Origin of the sequence: Nocardia sp. NPDC049737 (assembly GCF_040674755.1) — a bacterium.
Taxonomy (GTDB): Bacteria; Actinomycetota; Actinomycetes; order Mycobacteriales; family Mycobacteriaceae; genus Nocardia.
Genome location: NZ_JBFANH010000041.1, coordinates 1 through 14,602, shown reverse-complemented (window position 1 = coordinate 14,602; position 14,602 = coordinate 1). Strand labels below are relative to the sequence as shown.

The window sequence follows — 14,602 nt, the reverse complement described above, 5'->3', positions numbered from 1 at the left end:
CGCTCACGGCTGCCGCTGTCCAACCGTGAAGTCGTGACCCCACAGGCTGACCGCGGTGGATTCCCGTGCGATCCAGTCGGCGTCGTCGACTTCCAAACCTTCACAACCGAATTCGACGTCGAATCCGCCCGGTGTCTTCATATAGAAGGACAGCATCTTGTCGTTGACGTGCCGACCCAGCGTCGCCGACATCTTCACCTTCTTGCGCAGTGCGCGATCCAGGCAGAGCCCGACGTCGTCGGAGCCCTCCACCTCGAGCATCAGGTGCACGATGCCGCTCGGGGTGGGCATGGGCAGGAAGGCCAGTGAATGGTGGCGCGGGTTGCAGCCGAAGAAGCGTAACCAGGCCGGTTCACCGTCGGCGGGCCGCCCGACCATCTGCGGTGGCAGCCGCATCGAATCGCGCAGCCGGAAGCCGAGCACATCGCGGTAGAAGGTCAGCGCCGCCGCATCGTCGGAGGTACTGAGCACCACATGCCCGAGTCCCTGTTCGCCCGTGACGAATCGGTGTCCGTATGGGCTGACCACGCGCCGATGTTCCAGTGCCGCACCGTGAAACGCCTCGAGGGTATTGCCCGAGGGATCCTCGAACGAGATCAACTCGTAGACCCGGCGATCGGCCTTCTCCTGTGCGGTGCCCTCCTTGAACGGCACTCCGGCGGCGTCCAGTCGGTCCCGAATATCTTGCAGCTCAGCGGCATTGGCCGTCTCCCAGCCGGAGACCTGTAGCTGATCCTTCTCGCCCGGCGAGATGACGAGCCGAGCCGGGAAGTCGTCCATGCGCAGATACAGGGCCTCGGGGTTGCTGCCCTTGCCCTCGATCATGCCGAGCACCTTGAGCCCGTATTCACGCCAGGCGGCCATATCGGTGGCCTCGATGCGCAGATACGCCAGTGATCGAATGCCCATCACTTCTCCTTCACACCGGCAAGGAAATCCGTTGCCAGCCGGTTGAATTCGTCGAATTTCTCCAGCTGGGCCCAGTGCCCGCAACCGCCGAAGACGTGCAGCTGCACCCGTGGAATCATCTTCGTCGCGACCAGTGCGCCGTCGAGTGGATTCACCCGATCTTCCCGGCCCCAGATGAGCAGCACCGGCTGGCGCAGCTTATAGGCGTCGCGCCAGATCATGCCCTGCTCGAAATCGGCTCCGGCGAAGGACTTTCCCATCGCCCTGGTCGCGGCCAGCGCCTCGGGCGTGCTCGCCGAGGCGAAGCGCTCATCGATCAGTTCGTCGGTGATCAGCGACTGATCGAAGACCATGATCCGCAAGAATGCCTCCAGGTTCGCCCTGGTCGGCTCATAATTGAACTTCGCGAGGTTCTTCACACCCTCGGTCGGATCCGGTGCGAACAGGTTGACACTCAACCCACCCGGACCCATCAGTACCAGCTTGCCTGCCCGACCCGGATAGTCCAGCGCGAAGCGCACCGCGGTACCGCCGCCGAGCGAATTGCCCAGCAGGTGCACGCGTCCGGTGATCTCCAGCGCATCCAGCAGATCCTTCAGCGCGGAGGCGCTGTGCACGAAATACTGCGGATGCTCGGTGGGCTTATCCGAGAGCCCGAAGCCCGGCTGATCCACGGCGAGCACATGGAACTCGCGTGCCAGCACCGGGATATTGCGGGCGAAGTTGGACCACGAGGAGGCGCCGGGCCCGCCGCCGTGCAGCAGCACGATCGTCGGGCCGTTGCCCACTCCAGCCTCGTGATAGTGCAGGCGCAGATCGGGCCGCACCTGCGCGTATCGCGAGGTCGATTCGTAGGTGAGTTCGGTCGTCGCAGTCACAGCTGCGCCTCGCCGGCGCTCGGTTCCGCTGCGACTGCTAGTGCTGTGTTCATGGTGCCCTCGCTGCGCTCGGCCACGACTAGACCATGCCGTCGGTAACCGGAAGCCCGAATTCGTGCGTGCCGTACATGACATAGGCGCGCTCGGGATCGTTGGCCGCGTGTACCCGCCCGGCGTGCGCGTCACGCCAGAAGCGTTGCAGCGGAGTGCCGTTCGCGAGTGCGGTGGCGCCGGAGGCCTCGAAGAGCTTATCGATCGAAGCGATCGCCCGGCCGGTCGCGCGCACCTGGTCCCGGCGGGCCCGCACACGCAGATCGAATGGAATCTCCTTGCCCGCCGCCAGCAGTGCGTATTCGTCGGCGACATTGCCCGACAGCTGACGCCAAGCCGCATCGATATCGCTGGATGCCTCGGCGACGCGCACCTTGGTGAACGGATCGTCCTTGGCCTTCTCGCCGGCGTAGGCCGCGCGCACCCGCTTACCCTGATGCTCGACATGAGCGGCGTACGCGCCGTAGGCCATGCCGACGATCGGTGTGGAGATTGTCGTGGGATGGATTGTGCCCCACGGCATCTTGTACACCGGGTCGGTGTTCTGTTCCAGGCCGGGGGATTTCAGCTCGCTCATCGCCCGGAAACTCAGGAACCGATGCTTCGGCACGAAAACATCCTCCACCACAACGGTATTGGATCCGGTGCCGCGCAGGCCGACCACATTCCACACATCATCGATGCGGTAGTCGGTGCGCGGGATCAGGAAGCTGCCGAAGTCGACCGGCTTACCGTCCTTGATCACCGGACCGCCGAGCACCGCCCAGGTAGCGTGATCCGAGCCCGAGGACCAGGCCCACGCGCCCTTGACGAGATAGCCGCCGTCGACGACCGTGCCCGCGCCCATCGGAGCGTACGACGAGGAGATCCGGACCTCGTTGTCCTCGCCCCACACATCCTCCTGCGCCTGCTGGTCGAACAATGCGAGGTGCCAGTTGTGCACGCCGACGATGCCCGCCACCCAGCCGGTGGAGCCGCACGCGCTGGCGAGCTTGCGAACCGTGTCGTAGAACACGACTGGGTCGGCCGCGTGGCCACCCCACTGCTTGGGCTGCAGCAGGCGGAAGAAGCCGGTCTCCTGCAGTGCCTTCATCGATTCGTCGGGGATGCGCCGCAGGTCCTCGGCCTCCTGCGCGCGCTCGCGCAGCGTCGGCAACAGTGCTTCGACCCGTTCGGTCACTTCTTGCGTCATCGCGGGACCTGCTCCTGCCTGGTCGGATTGGTAACCGGTACTCATTTGCCTCTGAGACTAGAACAGGTTCTTATTTCTGTCGAGAACGGGTGACCATAAGGGGCATTCGTCACCGATTCGCAGGTGGTCGACGGAATCGCTGGCGTGGAACGCGACATTTTTGTAACGTGTTCTAGTACAGAAGGAGGAGGAATCGCGATGGCAGTTACCCCACAGGGGAGCGGTGCGAAGGGAAGGGGGATGGCAGGAGGCGCAGCCGACGGGGTGGGTAAGCACCGCGAGCTCGATGTCGGCTCCGCGCCCACCCGATATGCGCGGGGATGGCATTGCCTCGGATTGGCGAAGTCGTTCCGCGACGGCAAGCCGCATGCGGTCGAGGTGTTCGGAACCAAGCTCGTCGTCTGGGTCGACAGCAATGACGAACTCCGGGTGCTGGACGCCTACTGCAGGCATATGGGTGGCGACCTGACCATGGGTGAGGTCAAGGACGGCGATATCGCCTGCCCGTTCCACGACTGGCGCTGGTCCGGTACCAGTGGCAAATGCACCGCGATTCCCTATGCGCGGCGCGTGCCGCCGCTGGCACGGACCCGCAAATGGACCACGCTCGAGCGCAACGGCCAGTTGTTCGTCTGGCACGACATCGAGGGCAGCCAGCCGCCGCCGGAGGTGACCATTCCGCACATCGTCGGCCCGTACACCGACGCGGACGGCAACCCGAGCGAACAGCTCGACAGCGGGTGGACCGAATGGACCTGGAACTCCCTGCTGATCGAGGGCGCGAACTGCCGCGAGATCATCGACAACGTGGTGGATATGGCTCACTTCTTCTATATCCACTTCGCCTTCCCGACGTACTTCAAGAATGTCTTCGAGGGGCATATCGCCACCCAGTTCCTGGAGACCAAGGGTCGTCCCGATATCGGCATGGCCTCCAAGTACGGCGGCGACACCCTGCTGAAGTCGGAGGCGTCGTATTTCGGGCCCTCTTACATGATCAACCCGCTGGTCAATATCTACAGCGGATACGAGGTGAAGAGCGTCCTGATCAACTGCCACTACCCGGTGACGCAGGATTCGTTCGTGCTGCAGTGGGGTGTCTCGCTGGAGAAGCCGAAGGGCGTCGACGGTGAGGTGGCCGATAAGTTGGCCGCGAAGATGACCGAAGGCATCAGCGTCGGATTCCTGCAGGATGTCGAGATCTGGAAGCACAAGTCCAAGGTCGACAATCCGCTGCTGTGCGAGGAGGACGGTCCGGTCTACCAGCTGCGTCGCTGGTACGACCAGTTCTATGTGGATCTGGCCGATGTGACCGACAAGATGACCCAGCGCTTCGAATTCGAGGTGGATACCACCAAGGCGAATGAGGCGTGGGAGGCGGAGGTCGCCGAGAATCTGCGGCGCAAGCGGGAAACGGAAGCGGAAGCAGGAGTCTGATGGCGCCAACCTGGGCGAAAGCACCCGACTTCGCCGACCAACCGGCGCGGCGGGCCGAAGTGCGGGCCCAGACCGTCGTCGACAAACAGCGCTATCTGGAGGAGGGACTGACACCGCTGCGGTGTCAGTCCTGCCAGAGCGAGGTGCTGGTGCGCAAGAGTTCCTCGCACCAGACCTCGGTGCAGTGGACCGAGAATCCGGCCGCGCGTTGCCCGGTTTTCGCCCGACTGAGCGCGGAGGGTCACGGGCCGGGGCGTCCGGAAACCTGTGCGCAACTGGAGAAGACGATCAAATGGGCCGTCGACGAGGGTGTGTTGGAAGTCCGCGAGTAGCCGGGTGTGCCGCTCGCCGAATCAGTCGAGTCGGAAATCCGCGAAGTCGAATCCCGGCGCGACTATGCAGCTGACCAGCACGTACTCATTACCTGCCGGCCGCGCGGCCTGACTGACCCCGCCCGGCACCACGGCCTGCAATACCTGCCCGTGCTCGACATCGGGCCCGAGGACAAGCTCCTCGCCCCCGATGTCGAGCACCAGCGGCCCACCCCGATGCCACAACCACAGCTCATCCGAGCGCACCGTATGCGGTGCTGACCGCTCACCGGGCATCAGCAAAAAGTAGATCCCGGTCGCACTCGCCCGCGGCCCCGGATACCCCTCCGGCGTGAATTCCACCGCACTACGCCAGGTTTGCCGATACCATCCACCCTCCGGATGCGGTTCCAGATCGAGTGCGACGGCAAGCGGCGGTCGTTTATCGGTCATTCCCCGACTATGCCCGATCGGCCTACTCCCGGGACCCGGTCACTAGATGCGGCGAGGGCGTGATAATCGATGGTTTCGTCGATCGGGACGGCATTCGTATGTGCTCGACGGTCTACTGCCTGGTCGGCAGCAGACCGCACGGAGTAGCAGAACTCCAAACTCGACGCAGACAGCCGGTCGCTGGGTCAGAAGAGGGTGGGTTCGCCGAAGCCGGGGGTGCGTTCGATTTCCAGGAGGCGTTGTTTGGTGGTGATGCCGCCAGGGGCGGAGAAGCCGGTGAGGGCGTGGTCGGCGGCCAAGACTCGGTGGCAGGGGATGATCAGGGGGATCGGGTTGCGCCCGAGGGCCTGTCCGACGGCTTGGGCCGCACCCGGTGCGCCGATGCGGTCGGCGACCTGGCCGTAGCTGAGGGTGTGGCCCGGATCGATGGCGCGGGTCACTTCGTAGACGGCACGGTGGAATTCCGGAATTCCATTGGTGCTCACCGGAATCCAGCGCAGATTGTCGAGTTCGCCAGCGAGGTGGGCCTGGATGCGGACGATGGCATCGGCTATCGGGCCGGTTGGTTCGACCTCCGGAATTTCCTCGGAGTCCGGAATTCGGCTGCTGCGACGCATGATCCGGGTCCGCGTCGTGGCAGGGCTCGCCTCCGGCAGTCCGAATCGGAATACGGAGTCCTCGGTCCAGGCGATCGCGCAGGTGCCGATCGCGGTTTCGAACAGCGCCGACCCGGTGACCGGGCGAGCGGAAGCACTCATACGGTCAGTGTGCACTTCGGGTCCGACATCCTCGAGCAGTCAAGTCCAGTTCTCAAAAACTGGCCTGGACGCCACCGATGGTCGGCTTCACTGCTCCGCAACTCGCGTTCGAGATCCGGCGCTGCGGATGCGCGAGGGCCGAAGCATCCGGATCCGGCACATCATTGCGTCCGTAGATCGCCGCGAGATCCGCGTATTGGCGCTGGTTTTCGTAGTAAGACGGCGACCGGTCGGTCAGTGGTCCCGGCGCGTGGAACCGTTCGAGGCGGAAGGCCTCGCTCGGGCGTCGCGGTGCGAACCGATGGATGAGATAGCCGAAGGCGGCGACGACGAGCAGGGCGGCGAGGGCGGTCATAGAAGTCAGCGTGCGCGCACTGGCCTTGCCATTAAATATCCACTTGGCTAATACTGGACTTTATGTCGACGAGAGTTATCGGTGCCGCCAGCATTGCCCGCGATCTGGGCAGTTGGCGCAGTGCGGATGAGAACGGCGAACCGGGGGAGCGCCGGTCGACGCGTCCGGCCTATCTGGCTCTCGCCGAAGGTATCCGCCTGCTCATCCACGACGGCCGCGCACCGCTCGGCGTCGCATTGCCCAGCGAGCGCGACCTCGCCGCGACCCTCGGCGTCAGTCGCACGACCATTACCTCCACCTACAGCCTGCTGCGCGAACATGGCTATCTGATCAGCCGCCAGGGCTCACGCAGCACCGTCGCCCTCCCACGCGACGTGCAGCACGACGGCACCAAACCGGCCCGCAGCATTCTCGCGATGATGGCGCAACCGGAACTGCCGACCATTGATATGACCTATGCCGCCATGGCTGCGCCGCTCGAGATGCAAGAGGCGTACTCCGTTGCACTGCAAGGCCTTCCGGCCTACCTCGGCACGCACGGCATGGATCCGGTCGGTGTGCTCGCGCTGCGCGAGGCACTGGCCCGCCGCTACACCGAGCGCGGCCTGCCCACCGAACCCGACCAGATCCTGGTCACCCTGGGTGCCCAGCACGGCCTGCGCCTGCTGCTCAATGTGCTCACCGCGCCCGCGGCCCGCGTGCTCATCGACCACCCGACCTACCCGAATGCCATCGAGGCGATCCGCGATGTCGGCGCCCGCCCGGTGCCGGTGCCGCTGCGTCCCGAAACCCCGGAGTCCGGCTGGGATCTCGACGGAATCCGCAGTGCCGCACGGCAAACCGCGGCCACCCTGGCCTACCTGGTGCCGGACTTCAACAACCCGACCGGCCTGCTGCTCGACGCCGACGGCCGCTCCGAACTGACCGCCATCGCCCGCGAAACCCGGATGACCGTGGTGATCGACGAGTCGATGGTGGACCTGAGTCTGACTGACCGGACCGCGCCCCCGCCGGTCGCGGCCTTTGCCAAGGGCAGCGAGATCATCACCATCGGCTCGGCCTCGAAATCCTTCTGGGGTGGTCTGCGCGTCGGCTGGATACGCACAAACCAAACACTGATCACGAAGCTGCTCGGCATCCGCTCCACCGTTGACCTCGGCACGCCCGTCATGGATCAGTTGGCCACCATCCACCTGCTGGAGAATGCCGGCACCATCCTCACTCGCCGTCGCGACCAACTGCGCGCCCAGCGTGCGGCCCTGCTCGCCACGCTCGGCGAAGAGCTCCCGGACTGGCGCACGATTGTCGGCGACGGCGGCATGTCGGTCTGGGCGCAGCTACCGGCTCCGGTCTCGACGGCACTGGCCGCAACCGCCCCCAGCCACGGTGTATTGCTCGCCGCCGGACCGAGATTCGGTGTCCAGGGTGCCTTCGAACGCTTCATCCGACTGCCCTTCACCCACCCCGAGCCGGAACTGCGCCTGGCGGTGAAGTCCATCGCCGCCGCCTACGAAGCCCTCACTCCCCGCGCCGCCGACCCCCTCCAGCCCCTCACCTGTTACTGATAACCGCTCGCATAGCGAATGGCTATCTCGCGCAAGGTATACGGTAGGCGAGGTAGTGACCGGGAGCCGAGCGGTGATGTGGGGCATGATCGACGGTATGGGACCTGATGCGGGACCGAGTGTTCCTGAGAATGTTGATGACTTCCGTGTGCTTGCGCGTGCACGGTTGGGCGAGTTCCCGCATACCGAGGTAGCCGATGCGCCGGGTATTCGTCGGGCGGCGGTGTTGTTGTGCGTGGTGGCAGTGGACGGTCCGACGTCGGTGCTGGTCATCAAACGCGCGTATCGCGGGCGCAATGCCGGGCAATGGGCGCTCCCGGGTGGTCGGGTCGACGACGGGGAAACCGTTGAGCAGGCGGCGCTACGCGAGTTGCACGAGGAACTCGGACTGTCCGCAAGCTCGGCCGATCTACTCGGCAGGCTCGACGACTTCCCCGCAGCATCGGGCTTCGTCATCACTCCGATCGTGGCGGCTCTCACCGACGCATCCGGACTGCGGCCCAGTCCGGACGAGGTCCACTCGGTTCATCAAGTGCATCTCGCCCGGCTCGCCGCCGACGATGTCCCACATTGGGTCCATCCCAAAGATGCTGTGCGACAAAAGGATCTGCGCGTCGATGCTCCTTCGGTCGCCTACGACGGCCCTGGTCTACTACAGATGCGCCTCGCCGAAAACATGACCATCCACGCACCGACCGGTGCGATGCTCTGGCAGTTCCGCGAAGTCGTACTACTCGGCCGGGCTGCCGACGCCGCCCGCATCGCACACTTCGCCCAGCCCGAGTGGACCCGCAACTAGCGTAGACGCTCCGCCCCTCCTGCCCCGGGCGTGCACGTATCTCGCGGTGCGCACGAATTCCCGTGGCGCGCACGAATTCCCGTGGCGCGCACGAATTCGCTGGCGAAAATATGCGCGGCGCGTGAATCAGTGCGCGGGAGCAGTTGGAGTGCGCCGCGGAGGGCGCTGGCGACGAGGTGTCAGTCCGCCCAGATGGATTCGATCGGCGTCGCCTCGCTTGGCGGCGGGGTGGGCGTACTTGCGGGGGTGCGGGAGAAGCGGGGAGCCGGCGCATGCTGGACGACACCGTCGATCTCGATCAACCCGGTGCGCGCGACAATGTGCGGATTCTGTTCTGCCTCAGTGAAGGTCAACACCGGTGTCGTGCACGCATCGGTGCCGTCGAAGATCGCGGCCCACTCGTCCCGGGTCTTGGTCTTGAACTTCTCCGTGAACACCTTCTTCAGCTGATCCTGACCATTCGGATCGAGCTGCGCCGGAAGACCTTCGGGATCGATTTCCAAGCCCTGCAACAGTTCCGCGTAGAACTGTGGCTCGATCGCCCCGACCGCCATGTACTTTTCGTCCGAGGTTTCGTAGGTGTCGTAGAACGACATCCCGGTATCGAGCAGGTTGGTGCCGCGCTCATCCGACCACAGGCCCACACCGCGCATACCCCAGATCATGTGCGAAAGGGCAAGTGCCCCATCGATCATCGCCGAATCGATGACCTGCCCCTTACCGGAACTCTGTCGCTCGACCAGGGCCGCGAGAATGCCGAATACCAGGAACATCGAGCCGCCACCGAAGTCGCCGACCATATTCAGCGGCGGCACCGGACGCTCGCCCTTGCGGCCGATGGCGTGCAGCACACCGGTCAGCGAAATGTAGTTGATGTCGTGTCCGGCGCGATCGGCCAGCGGACCGTGCTGACCCCAGCCGGTCATCCGGCCGTAGACCAACCGCGGGTTGCGCGCGAGCACGGCATCCGGGCCGAGGCCCATGCGCTCGGTGACGCCGGGTCGGAAGCCCTCGAGCAGCACGTCGGCCTTCTCGGCGAGTGTGAGCACCTTCTCGATATCCGCCGGATCCTTCAGGTTCGCCTCGACGATGGTGCGCCCGCGCCACTGCGGGCGCTCCATGAAGCCGGGCAGCATATTGGGGCGCTGGACCCGCACCACATCGGCGCCGAGGTCGGCCAGCAGCAGCGCCGCATGCGGACCGGGGCCGATACCAGCCAGCTCGATGACCCTGATGCCCGCGAGCGGGCCCTGCTTGGCGGTGGTTGGTGTGCTCACGCCCTACCTCGGTTCGTCGTTGATCCAGCGCTCCCCGGGAGCGACCCGAGGCTGTATTGACAGTATGACAATAACGCCGAAGCTATACCCGAGACGGGTTCGCGAGCCCCAAGGTGGAGTTGAGTCGATAAGCCCCACCGCGGCCGTGGAATACCGCCATCAGCAGTGCGCCGACCAAAGCTGCGCCGATACCCGCGTAAGCATGTGCGGGCAGGTCAGCCCAGTATCCGATCACGGCCGCGAGCGCGAGTCCGAACGTGCCCGCCACCGCATTGCGCAGTGGATCGTTACCCCACACATTCGGAAATTGTTCGCCGATCATGCCTTTGACGAAATGCGGTACCGCATTCGCGCCGAACAGTCCGGCGAGTGCGGACAACAGAATTGTGTGCCACATGATGATCCTCTTTCGGTCAACGGTTGTAGACCGAAAGCTAGCATGGCAGTTGACTTGGGTCAACGTCCGTAGACTGAGCCCATGAACTCCCGCCCTCGCAGCCGCGCCGAGCAACGGCAGAGCACACAATCCCGGATCCTTGATGCGGCCAAGCGGCTGTTCGCGGAGGTCGGCTACGACCGGGCCACCATCCGTGCCATCGCCGCCGAGGCGCAGGCCGATCCCGGACTGGTGATGCGCTATTTCGGGTCGAAAGACAATCTCTTCGCCCAGGCCTCCGGTTTCGAACAGGAAGACCTGGTCACCGGCACGCCCGAAGAGGCGGCCGAGCAACTGCTAGCAGCGCTCGAAAACAAACTCGCCCAGCACCCCACCGACGCACTCGCCGCGATCCGTTCCATGTTCACCCATCCCGACGCCGCCGCCGAAGTACAGCTCGCCATGGTGTGCCGGCAGAGGCAAGCCGCCCAGCACCTCACCGACGACGACGCGGACCTGCGTGCCGGGCTGATCGGCGCGATCACCATCGGCACCGTCATCGGTCGACACCTACTCCAGCTGGACGGACTACGCGACGCTCCGCCCGAGCGCATCACCGCCCTGCTCCGCGAAGCCTTCCACGACATCGCCTGCGGCCCAACGGCAGCAACTCCCGAGCCGTGATCGAAACAACACTTGAACCCGACGTAACGTCAGGTTTTAGCGTGGGTGGTGCACGTCGACAGGAGGGCGCGTTGACCGAGCGGGTATGGCGGGTCGGAGAGTTGGCCCGGGAGACCGGCGTGACGGTGCGGACGCTGCACCATTACGACCGGCTCGCGCTATTGGTGCCGTCGTCGCGAACATCGGGCGGGCGCCGGTGCTATACCCGGGACGATGTCCGGCGGCTGCATCGCATTGTGGCGTTGCGGGGCTTCGGGTTTCGGCTCGAGGACATCGCGGCCGTCCTCCGCGCAGAACCCGATCAGGACCCACGCGAGCTGGTAAGGCAGGAGTTGGCGTTGGTCGAGGACCGCATCACCCGGGCCACCGGACTGCGGGACCGCCTGCTCGATGTGCTCGACGGCCTCGACCACGCGGTCGAGCCATCGACGTCGCAATTCCTGCGATTGATCGAGGAGACCATCACGATGAACCAACCACTGACCCCGGAAGAGTTCGCCCGGCTGACGCGGCAGCGCGAAGAATATGCGCGGCAGTTGAGTTCGGAAGAGCTTGCGGCTTTGACGAAACGGCGGGAGGCGGCCTTCGCGGCGATGAGCCCGGCCGAACGCGAGCGATTGCAAGCCGCACGCGCACAGATGATTCCGCCGGGCACCGAGATCACCGGCCGAGCGATGCCTTCGAGCATCCCGGACGCGTGATTGCCGTCTTGGTCGTGGTCGCCGATGCCGCCGTGCCGAACTTGGTCCGGCGAGGTCGGTGACATGAGCTCTAGCTCAGGGCGTAATCCAAATCGCTCAGCAAATCCTCGACATCCTCGAGCCCCACCGAGATGCGGACGACGCCATCGGAGAGGCCGATGGTGGCGCGGCCTTCAGGGCCCATGGCGCGGTGGGTTGTGGTGGCGGGATGGGTGATGAGGGTTTTGGAGTCGCCGAGGTTATTGGAGATATCGACGATGCGCAGGCGGTTGAGCACCTCGAAGGCGCGCTTCTTGGCCTCGTCCTCGGATGCGTTCAGTTCGAAAGTGACCACGGTGCCGCCACCGCTCATCTGGCTGGTCGCCAGGTCGTGCTGCGGATGCGACTCGAGGTACGGGTAGCGCACCCACGAAACGGATTTGTTGCTCTCGAGGAAGCGCGCGATGCGCAGGGCGGATTCGGTCGAGTGACGCACGCGCAGCGGCATGGTCTCCAAACCCTTGAGCAGGGTCCATGCGTTGAACGGGCTCAACGCCGGACCGGTATGGCGCATAAGGGTTTTCACCGGACCGTCGATGTAGTCCTGGGCGCCGAGGATCGCACCACCGAGCACCCGGCCCTGACCATCTATGTGCTTGGTGCCCGAATACACCAGTACATCGGCACCGAGTTCGAAACCGCGCTGCAGCAGCGGCGTGGCAAAGACGTTGTCCAGCACCACTTTCGCGCCAGCGGCATGCGCGAGCTCGGTCACCCGGCGCACGTCGACCAGCGTCTGCATCGGATTGGCCGGTGTCTCGAAGAAGACGGCCTGGGTCGGCACCGAAAGCGCCTGCTCCCACTGATCCAGATCATCACCGTCGACGAAAACCGTCTCCACACCCCAGCGCGGCAGAATCTCGTTGCACACCACGAAGCACGAGCCGAACAGGCTGCGTGCGGCCACAAGTCGATCACCGGCGCCCAAAAGGGCACCGAGCGCGGTGAATACGGCGGACATACCGCTCGCGGTCGCGAAACATGCTTCGGCGCCGTCGATCAGACGCAGCCGCTCCTCGAACATGGCGACGGTCGGGTTGCCGTAGCGGGAGTAGACGAAATGCTCGATTTCGCCGGTGAATGCGGCCTCGGCCGCCTCGGCGCTCTCATAGACGAATCCGGAGGACAGATACAGCGCCTCGGCGGTTTCCTCGAATCCCGAGCGGCGCAGGCCACCTCGCACGCCGAGCGTCGCGGGACCGACACCTTCGGGCAGGGGCTTGTCGAACGCACCACCAGTGATCATGACTGCCGCCACGGCAGGCCGATGGCGCGCCAGCCGGCGCCGCCGCGATGTCCGAACTCGTCGATCGGGCCCTCGAAGCCCTCCAGCACATTGAACGACGGGGCGATACCGGCCCCGGTAGCGGCCACCGCCGCACCAATCGAACGCTGTCCGGAGCGACAGAGAAAGACGACGGGCGCCGCCGGATCGCGACCCTCCAGCGCGTTGGTCAGCTGCTCGACGAACTCACCGTTGCGGGCGCCGTTGCTGTCGACCCATTCGATCAGCACCGTCGGCCGGTCGATCGAACTCGTATCCGGCACACCGACGAAACGCCATTCGGCCTCGGTGCGCACGTCTACCAAGACGGCTTCGGGGTTGTCCTGCAATAACTCCCACGCCTGCTGTGGGGTGATGTCACCGGCATATGTCATGCGATCCTCCTGTGAATCCACGCTTGCCGCACCTGGGTTTCGGTGCGCGGCCAGGTCGTCACCCGGAGCACCCCACCGCGGAGGAGGGTTGCCGACCAGCCAGCCGGGGCTTGGCGCTGGTACTCATGACCTGAAAATGAGATTGCCTGGGCAGGTGCCGCCGTGTCAAACCCCAGTTCGCGCCGCGCATAAGTAATCAACCGCAGACGATCCAGCGGTCTTGGGAACGGGTCAGATTCCAGGTTGCCGGGGTCTCCCGGCCGTCGACCGCGATGGTCACCGTCGCCTTGGCCTTATCGCCGTCGACCATCGAATTCTCAATCTTGGTGACCTTGATCGACTTTCCGGCCGCGGCCCCGCCGAACTGCCCTGCGAGTGGCGTCTTGCTCTCGTCGAATCCTTGACAGGCCACGCCCGGCGGGGGTGTGTTGTCGGTGGTGGCGCGTGCTTCCGCGTAGCGCTGCACCGCGGCCGCGATCTTGTCCGATTCTGTGACATTTTTCTCAGCGGGCGAAAGCACCGCTCCGAGCACGATCGCGAGCAGCACGACAGCGGCGAATACGGCGGCCGCGATGAATGGCGCGATGGAGCGACGATCGGTCTGATCGACCTCGATTACGGGTTCTTCATCGGTGCCATGCTGCTCTGTCATGGGTCGATCATCCCTGGTGGACGGCGGTATCCGGCACTCGGCCCCGCGCCGGGCCCCGATACCCGCGACGCGAGGATTTGATAGATGTCCGCAGAGCGGGTAGTCACGGTAGGTGGGCCGGGGCCGCAAACACCCGGTGTACGCACCGCCGCAGGGTGCGCGCTATGCCACCGATAGAATCGCGACATTGCGGCCTGCTGTCATAGCCGAGATGGCCGCCTGTTCGCATCGGCAGATGCGATCGAGAGGGTGCGTCAAGTTAGCCTAAGCTAAGACTGACGCCGTCAATTATTTCGACCATAAGGGTGCGCGTAAGAGATGACCGAACACAGTGCTGAGTCGACTAGCGGTGCGCGCCGAGCTGCCTCCTCCGGGCCTGACGCACACACAGGGCCCCGCCCGCTTCGGATCGCGATCGTGGGCGCGGGCCCGGCCGGTATCTACGCCGCCGACGCGTTGATGAAGTCCGATGCCGAGGTGAGCATCGACCTGTACGAGCGCATGCC

General features: G+C 65.0%; 18 protein-coding genes and 1 riboswitch. Of the genes, 7 read left to right on the top strand and 11 right to left on the bottom strand.

The genetic code is table 11. From position 1 onward, the window contains the following. Positions 1-3 precede the first annotated feature (3 nt). From hsaC to hsaA, 3 genes are all read right to left on the bottom strand, one after another. Complete coding sequence (gene hsaC, locus AB0J47_RS37040; protein WP_364357485.1) at positions 4-909, bottom strand: iron-dependent extradiol dioxygenase HsaC; 906 nt, start codon at positions 907-909, stop codon at positions 4-6. Further along, entirely contained in the window at positions 909-1,787 is an 879-nt protein-coding gene (gene hsaD, locus AB0J47_RS37035) for a 4,5:9,10-diseco-3-hydroxy-5,9,17-trioxoandrosta-1(10),2-diene-4-oate hydrolase (protein WP_364357482.1), read from the bottom strand. Before hsaD ends, hsaC begins: the two co-directional genes overlap by 1 nt. Positions 1,788-1,866: 79 nt before the next feature. Then, complete coding sequence (gene hsaA, locus AB0J47_RS37030; protein WP_364357479.1) at positions 1,867-3,030, bottom strand: 3-hydroxy-9,10-secoandrosta-1,3,5(10)-triene-9,17-dione monooxygenase oxygenase subunit; 1,164 nt, start codon at positions 3,028-3,030, stop codon at positions 1,867-1,869. A 240-nt stretch (positions 3,031-3,270) separates the two neighbouring features. Between hsaA and AB0J47_RS37025 the strand changes: the two genes are divergently transcribed. Further along, complete coding sequence (locus AB0J47_RS37025) at positions 3,271-4,467, top strand: Rieske 2Fe-2S domain-containing protein (RefSeq protein WP_364357476.1); 1,197 nt, start codon at positions 3,271-3,273, stop codon at positions 4,465-4,467. Next, complete coding sequence (locus AB0J47_RS37020) at positions 4,467-4,799, top strand: hypothetical protein (protein ID WP_364357473.1); 333 nt, start codon at positions 4,467-4,469, stop codon at positions 4,797-4,799. The genes AB0J47_RS37025 and AB0J47_RS37020 overlap by 1 nt, the downstream gene beginning before the upstream one ends. Before the next feature lie 21 nt (positions 4,800-4,820). On the opposite strand, the gene AB0J47_RS37015 is transcribed toward AB0J47_RS37020, so the two are convergent. The 3 genes from AB0J47_RS37015 to AB0J47_RS37005 all read right to left on the bottom strand — a co-directional run bounded on the left by AB0J47_RS37015 (position 4,821) and on the right by AB0J47_RS37005 (position 6,344). Beyond that, positions 4,821-5,231: a cupin domain-containing protein gene (locus AB0J47_RS37015; RefSeq protein ID WP_364357470.1), complete on the bottom strand. Its 411-nt coding sequence runs from the start codon at positions 5,229-5,231 to the stop codon at positions 4,821-4,823. Between the two features lie 185 nt (positions 5,232-5,416). Then, positions 5,417-5,989: a methylated-DNA--[protein]-cysteine S-methyltransferase gene (locus AB0J47_RS37010; protein WP_364357467.1), complete on the bottom strand. Its 573-nt coding sequence runs from the start codon at positions 5,987-5,989 to the stop codon at positions 5,417-5,419. A gap of 52 nt (positions 5,990-6,041) precedes the next feature. Then, a complete protein-coding gene (locus AB0J47_RS37005; RefSeq protein ID WP_364357464.1) occupies positions 6,042-6,344 on the bottom strand; it encodes a hypothetical protein in 303 nt (100 codons plus the stop codon). Positions 6,345-6,406: 62 nt separating this feature from the next. On the opposite strand from AB0J47_RS37005, the gene AB0J47_RS37000 reads away from it, so the two are divergent. Beyond that, entirely contained in the window at positions 6,407-7,909 is a 1,503-nt protein-coding gene (locus AB0J47_RS37000; protein WP_364357461.1) for a PLP-dependent aminotransferase family protein, read from the top strand. 55 nt (positions 7,910-7,964) lie between these two features. Beyond that, on the top strand, positions 7,965-8,708 hold the full coding sequence (locus tag AB0J47_RS36995) for a CoA pyrophosphatase (RefSeq protein ID WP_364357458.1): 744 nt from the start codon (positions 7,965-7,967) through the stop codon (positions 8,706-8,708). Positions 8,709-8,887: 179 nt separating this feature from the next. On the opposite strand, the gene AB0J47_RS36990 is transcribed toward AB0J47_RS36995, so the two are convergent. Together AB0J47_RS36990 and AB0J47_RS36985 are read right to left on the bottom strand one after the other, a co-directional pair. Further along, entirely contained in the window at positions 8,888-9,985 is a 1,098-nt protein-coding gene (locus AB0J47_RS36990) for a CaiB/BaiF CoA-transferase family protein (RefSeq protein WP_364357455.1), read from the bottom strand. Positions 9,986-10,067: 82 nt separating this feature from the next. Next, positions 10,068-10,382, bottom strand: coding sequence for a hypothetical protein (locus AB0J47_RS36985; protein ID WP_364357452.1), 315 nt, complete (start codon positions 10,380-10,382; stop codon positions 10,068-10,070). Between the two features lie 81 nt (positions 10,383-10,463). Between AB0J47_RS36985 and AB0J47_RS36980 the strand changes: the two genes are divergently transcribed. Continuing rightward, positions 10,464-11,045, top strand: coding sequence for a TetR family transcriptional regulator (locus AB0J47_RS36980; RefSeq protein WP_364357449.1), 582 nt, complete (start codon positions 10,464-10,466; stop codon positions 11,043-11,045). Positions 11,046-11,116: 71 nt separating this feature from the next. Beyond that, the gene (locus tag AB0J47_RS36975) at positions 11,117-11,746 is read left to right on the top strand and encodes a MerR family transcriptional regulator (RefSeq protein WP_364357446.1); all 630 of its coding nucleotides are present in this window, start codon (positions 11,117-11,119) and stop codon (positions 11,744-11,746) included. A gap of 70 nt (positions 11,747-11,816) precedes the next feature. On the opposite strand, the gene AB0J47_RS36970 is transcribed toward AB0J47_RS36975, so the two are convergent. The 3 genes from AB0J47_RS36970 to AB0J47_RS36960 form a co-directional block, all read right to left on the bottom strand. Then, positions 11,817-13,031, bottom strand: a complete 1,215-nt coding sequence (locus tag AB0J47_RS36970) for an O-succinylhomoserine sulfhydrylase (protein WP_364357443.1) — start codon at positions 13,029-13,031, stop codon at positions 11,817-11,819. Then, positions 13,028-13,444 carry a rhodanese-like domain-containing protein gene (locus AB0J47_RS36965; protein WP_364357440.1) on the bottom strand — a complete coding sequence of 139 codons (417 nt, stop codon included), beginning with the start codon at positions 13,442-13,444 and terminating at the stop codon, positions 13,028-13,030. Before AB0J47_RS36965 ends, AB0J47_RS36970 begins: the two co-directional genes overlap by 4 nt. Positions 13,445-13,458: 14 nt before the next feature. After that, positions 13,459-13,575: riboswitch (SAM riboswitch) on the bottom strand. A 65-nt stretch (positions 13,576-13,640) separates the two neighbouring features. Next, on the bottom strand, positions 13,641-14,096 hold the full coding sequence (locus tag AB0J47_RS36960) for a hypothetical protein (protein ID WP_364357437.1): 456 nt from the start codon (positions 14,094-14,096) through the stop codon (positions 13,641-13,643). Positions 14,097-14,414: 318 nt separating this feature from the next. Here AB0J47_RS36960 and AB0J47_RS36955 point away from each other — a divergent pair. Next, positions 14,415-14,602, top strand: a 188-nt coding sequence (locus AB0J47_RS36955; RefSeq protein ID WP_364357434.1) for an FAD/NAD(P)-binding protein, incomplete at its 3' end; no start/stop codon positions are given.

Excerpts from the sequence above, each read along its gene's own strand:
- AB0J47_RS37005 (WP_364357464.1), bottom strand. The coding sequence starts at position 6,344 with ATGACCGCCCTCGCCGCCCTGCTCGTCGTCGCCGCCTTCGGCTATCTC.
- hsaA (WP_364357479.1), bottom strand. The coding sequence starts at position 3,030 with ATGACGCAAGAAGTGACCGAACGGGTCGAAGCACTGTTGCCGACGCTG.
- AB0J47_RS36980 (WP_364357449.1), top strand. The coding sequence starts at position 10,464 with ATGAACTCCCGCCCTCGCAGCCGCGCCGAGCAACGGCAGAGCACACAA.
- AB0J47_RS36985 (WP_364357452.1), bottom strand. The coding sequence starts at position 10,382 with ATGTGGCACACAATTCTGTTGTCCGCACTCGCCGGACTGTTCGGCGCG.
- AB0J47_RS37010 (WP_364357467.1), bottom strand. The coding sequence starts at position 5,989 with ATGAGTGCTTCCGCTCGCCCGGTCACCGGGTCGGCGCTGTTCGAAACC.
- AB0J47_RS37020 (WP_364357473.1), top strand. The coding sequence starts at position 4,467 with ATGGCGCCAACCTGGGCGAAAGCACCCGACTTCGCCGACCAACCGGCG.
- AB0J47_RS36965 (WP_364357440.1), bottom strand. The coding sequence starts at position 13,444 with ATGACATATGCCGGTGACATCACCCCACAGCAGGCGTGGGAGTTATTG.
- AB0J47_RS36970 (WP_364357443.1), bottom strand. The coding sequence starts at position 13,031 with ATGATCACTGGTGGTGCGTTCGACAAGCCCCTGCCCGAAGGTGTCGGT.
- AB0J47_RS37025 (WP_364357476.1), top strand. The coding sequence starts at position 3,271 with ATGGCAGGAGGCGCAGCCGACGGGGTGGGTAAGCACCGCGAGCTCGAT.
- AB0J47_RS36960 (WP_364357437.1), bottom strand. The coding sequence starts at position 14,096 with ATGACAGAGCAGCATGGCACCGATGAAGAACCCGTAATCGAGGTCGAT.
- AB0J47_RS37015 (WP_364357470.1), bottom strand. The coding sequence starts at position 5,231 with ATGACCGATAAACGACCGCCGCTTGCCGTCGCACTCGATCTGGAACCG.
- hsaC (WP_364357485.1), bottom strand. The coding sequence starts at position 909 with ATGGGCATTCGATCACTGGCGTATCTGCGCATCGAGGCCACCGATATG.
- AB0J47_RS37000 (WP_364357461.1), top strand. The coding sequence starts at position 6,407 with ATGTCGACGAGAGTTATCGGTGCCGCCAGCATTGCCCGCGATCTGGGC.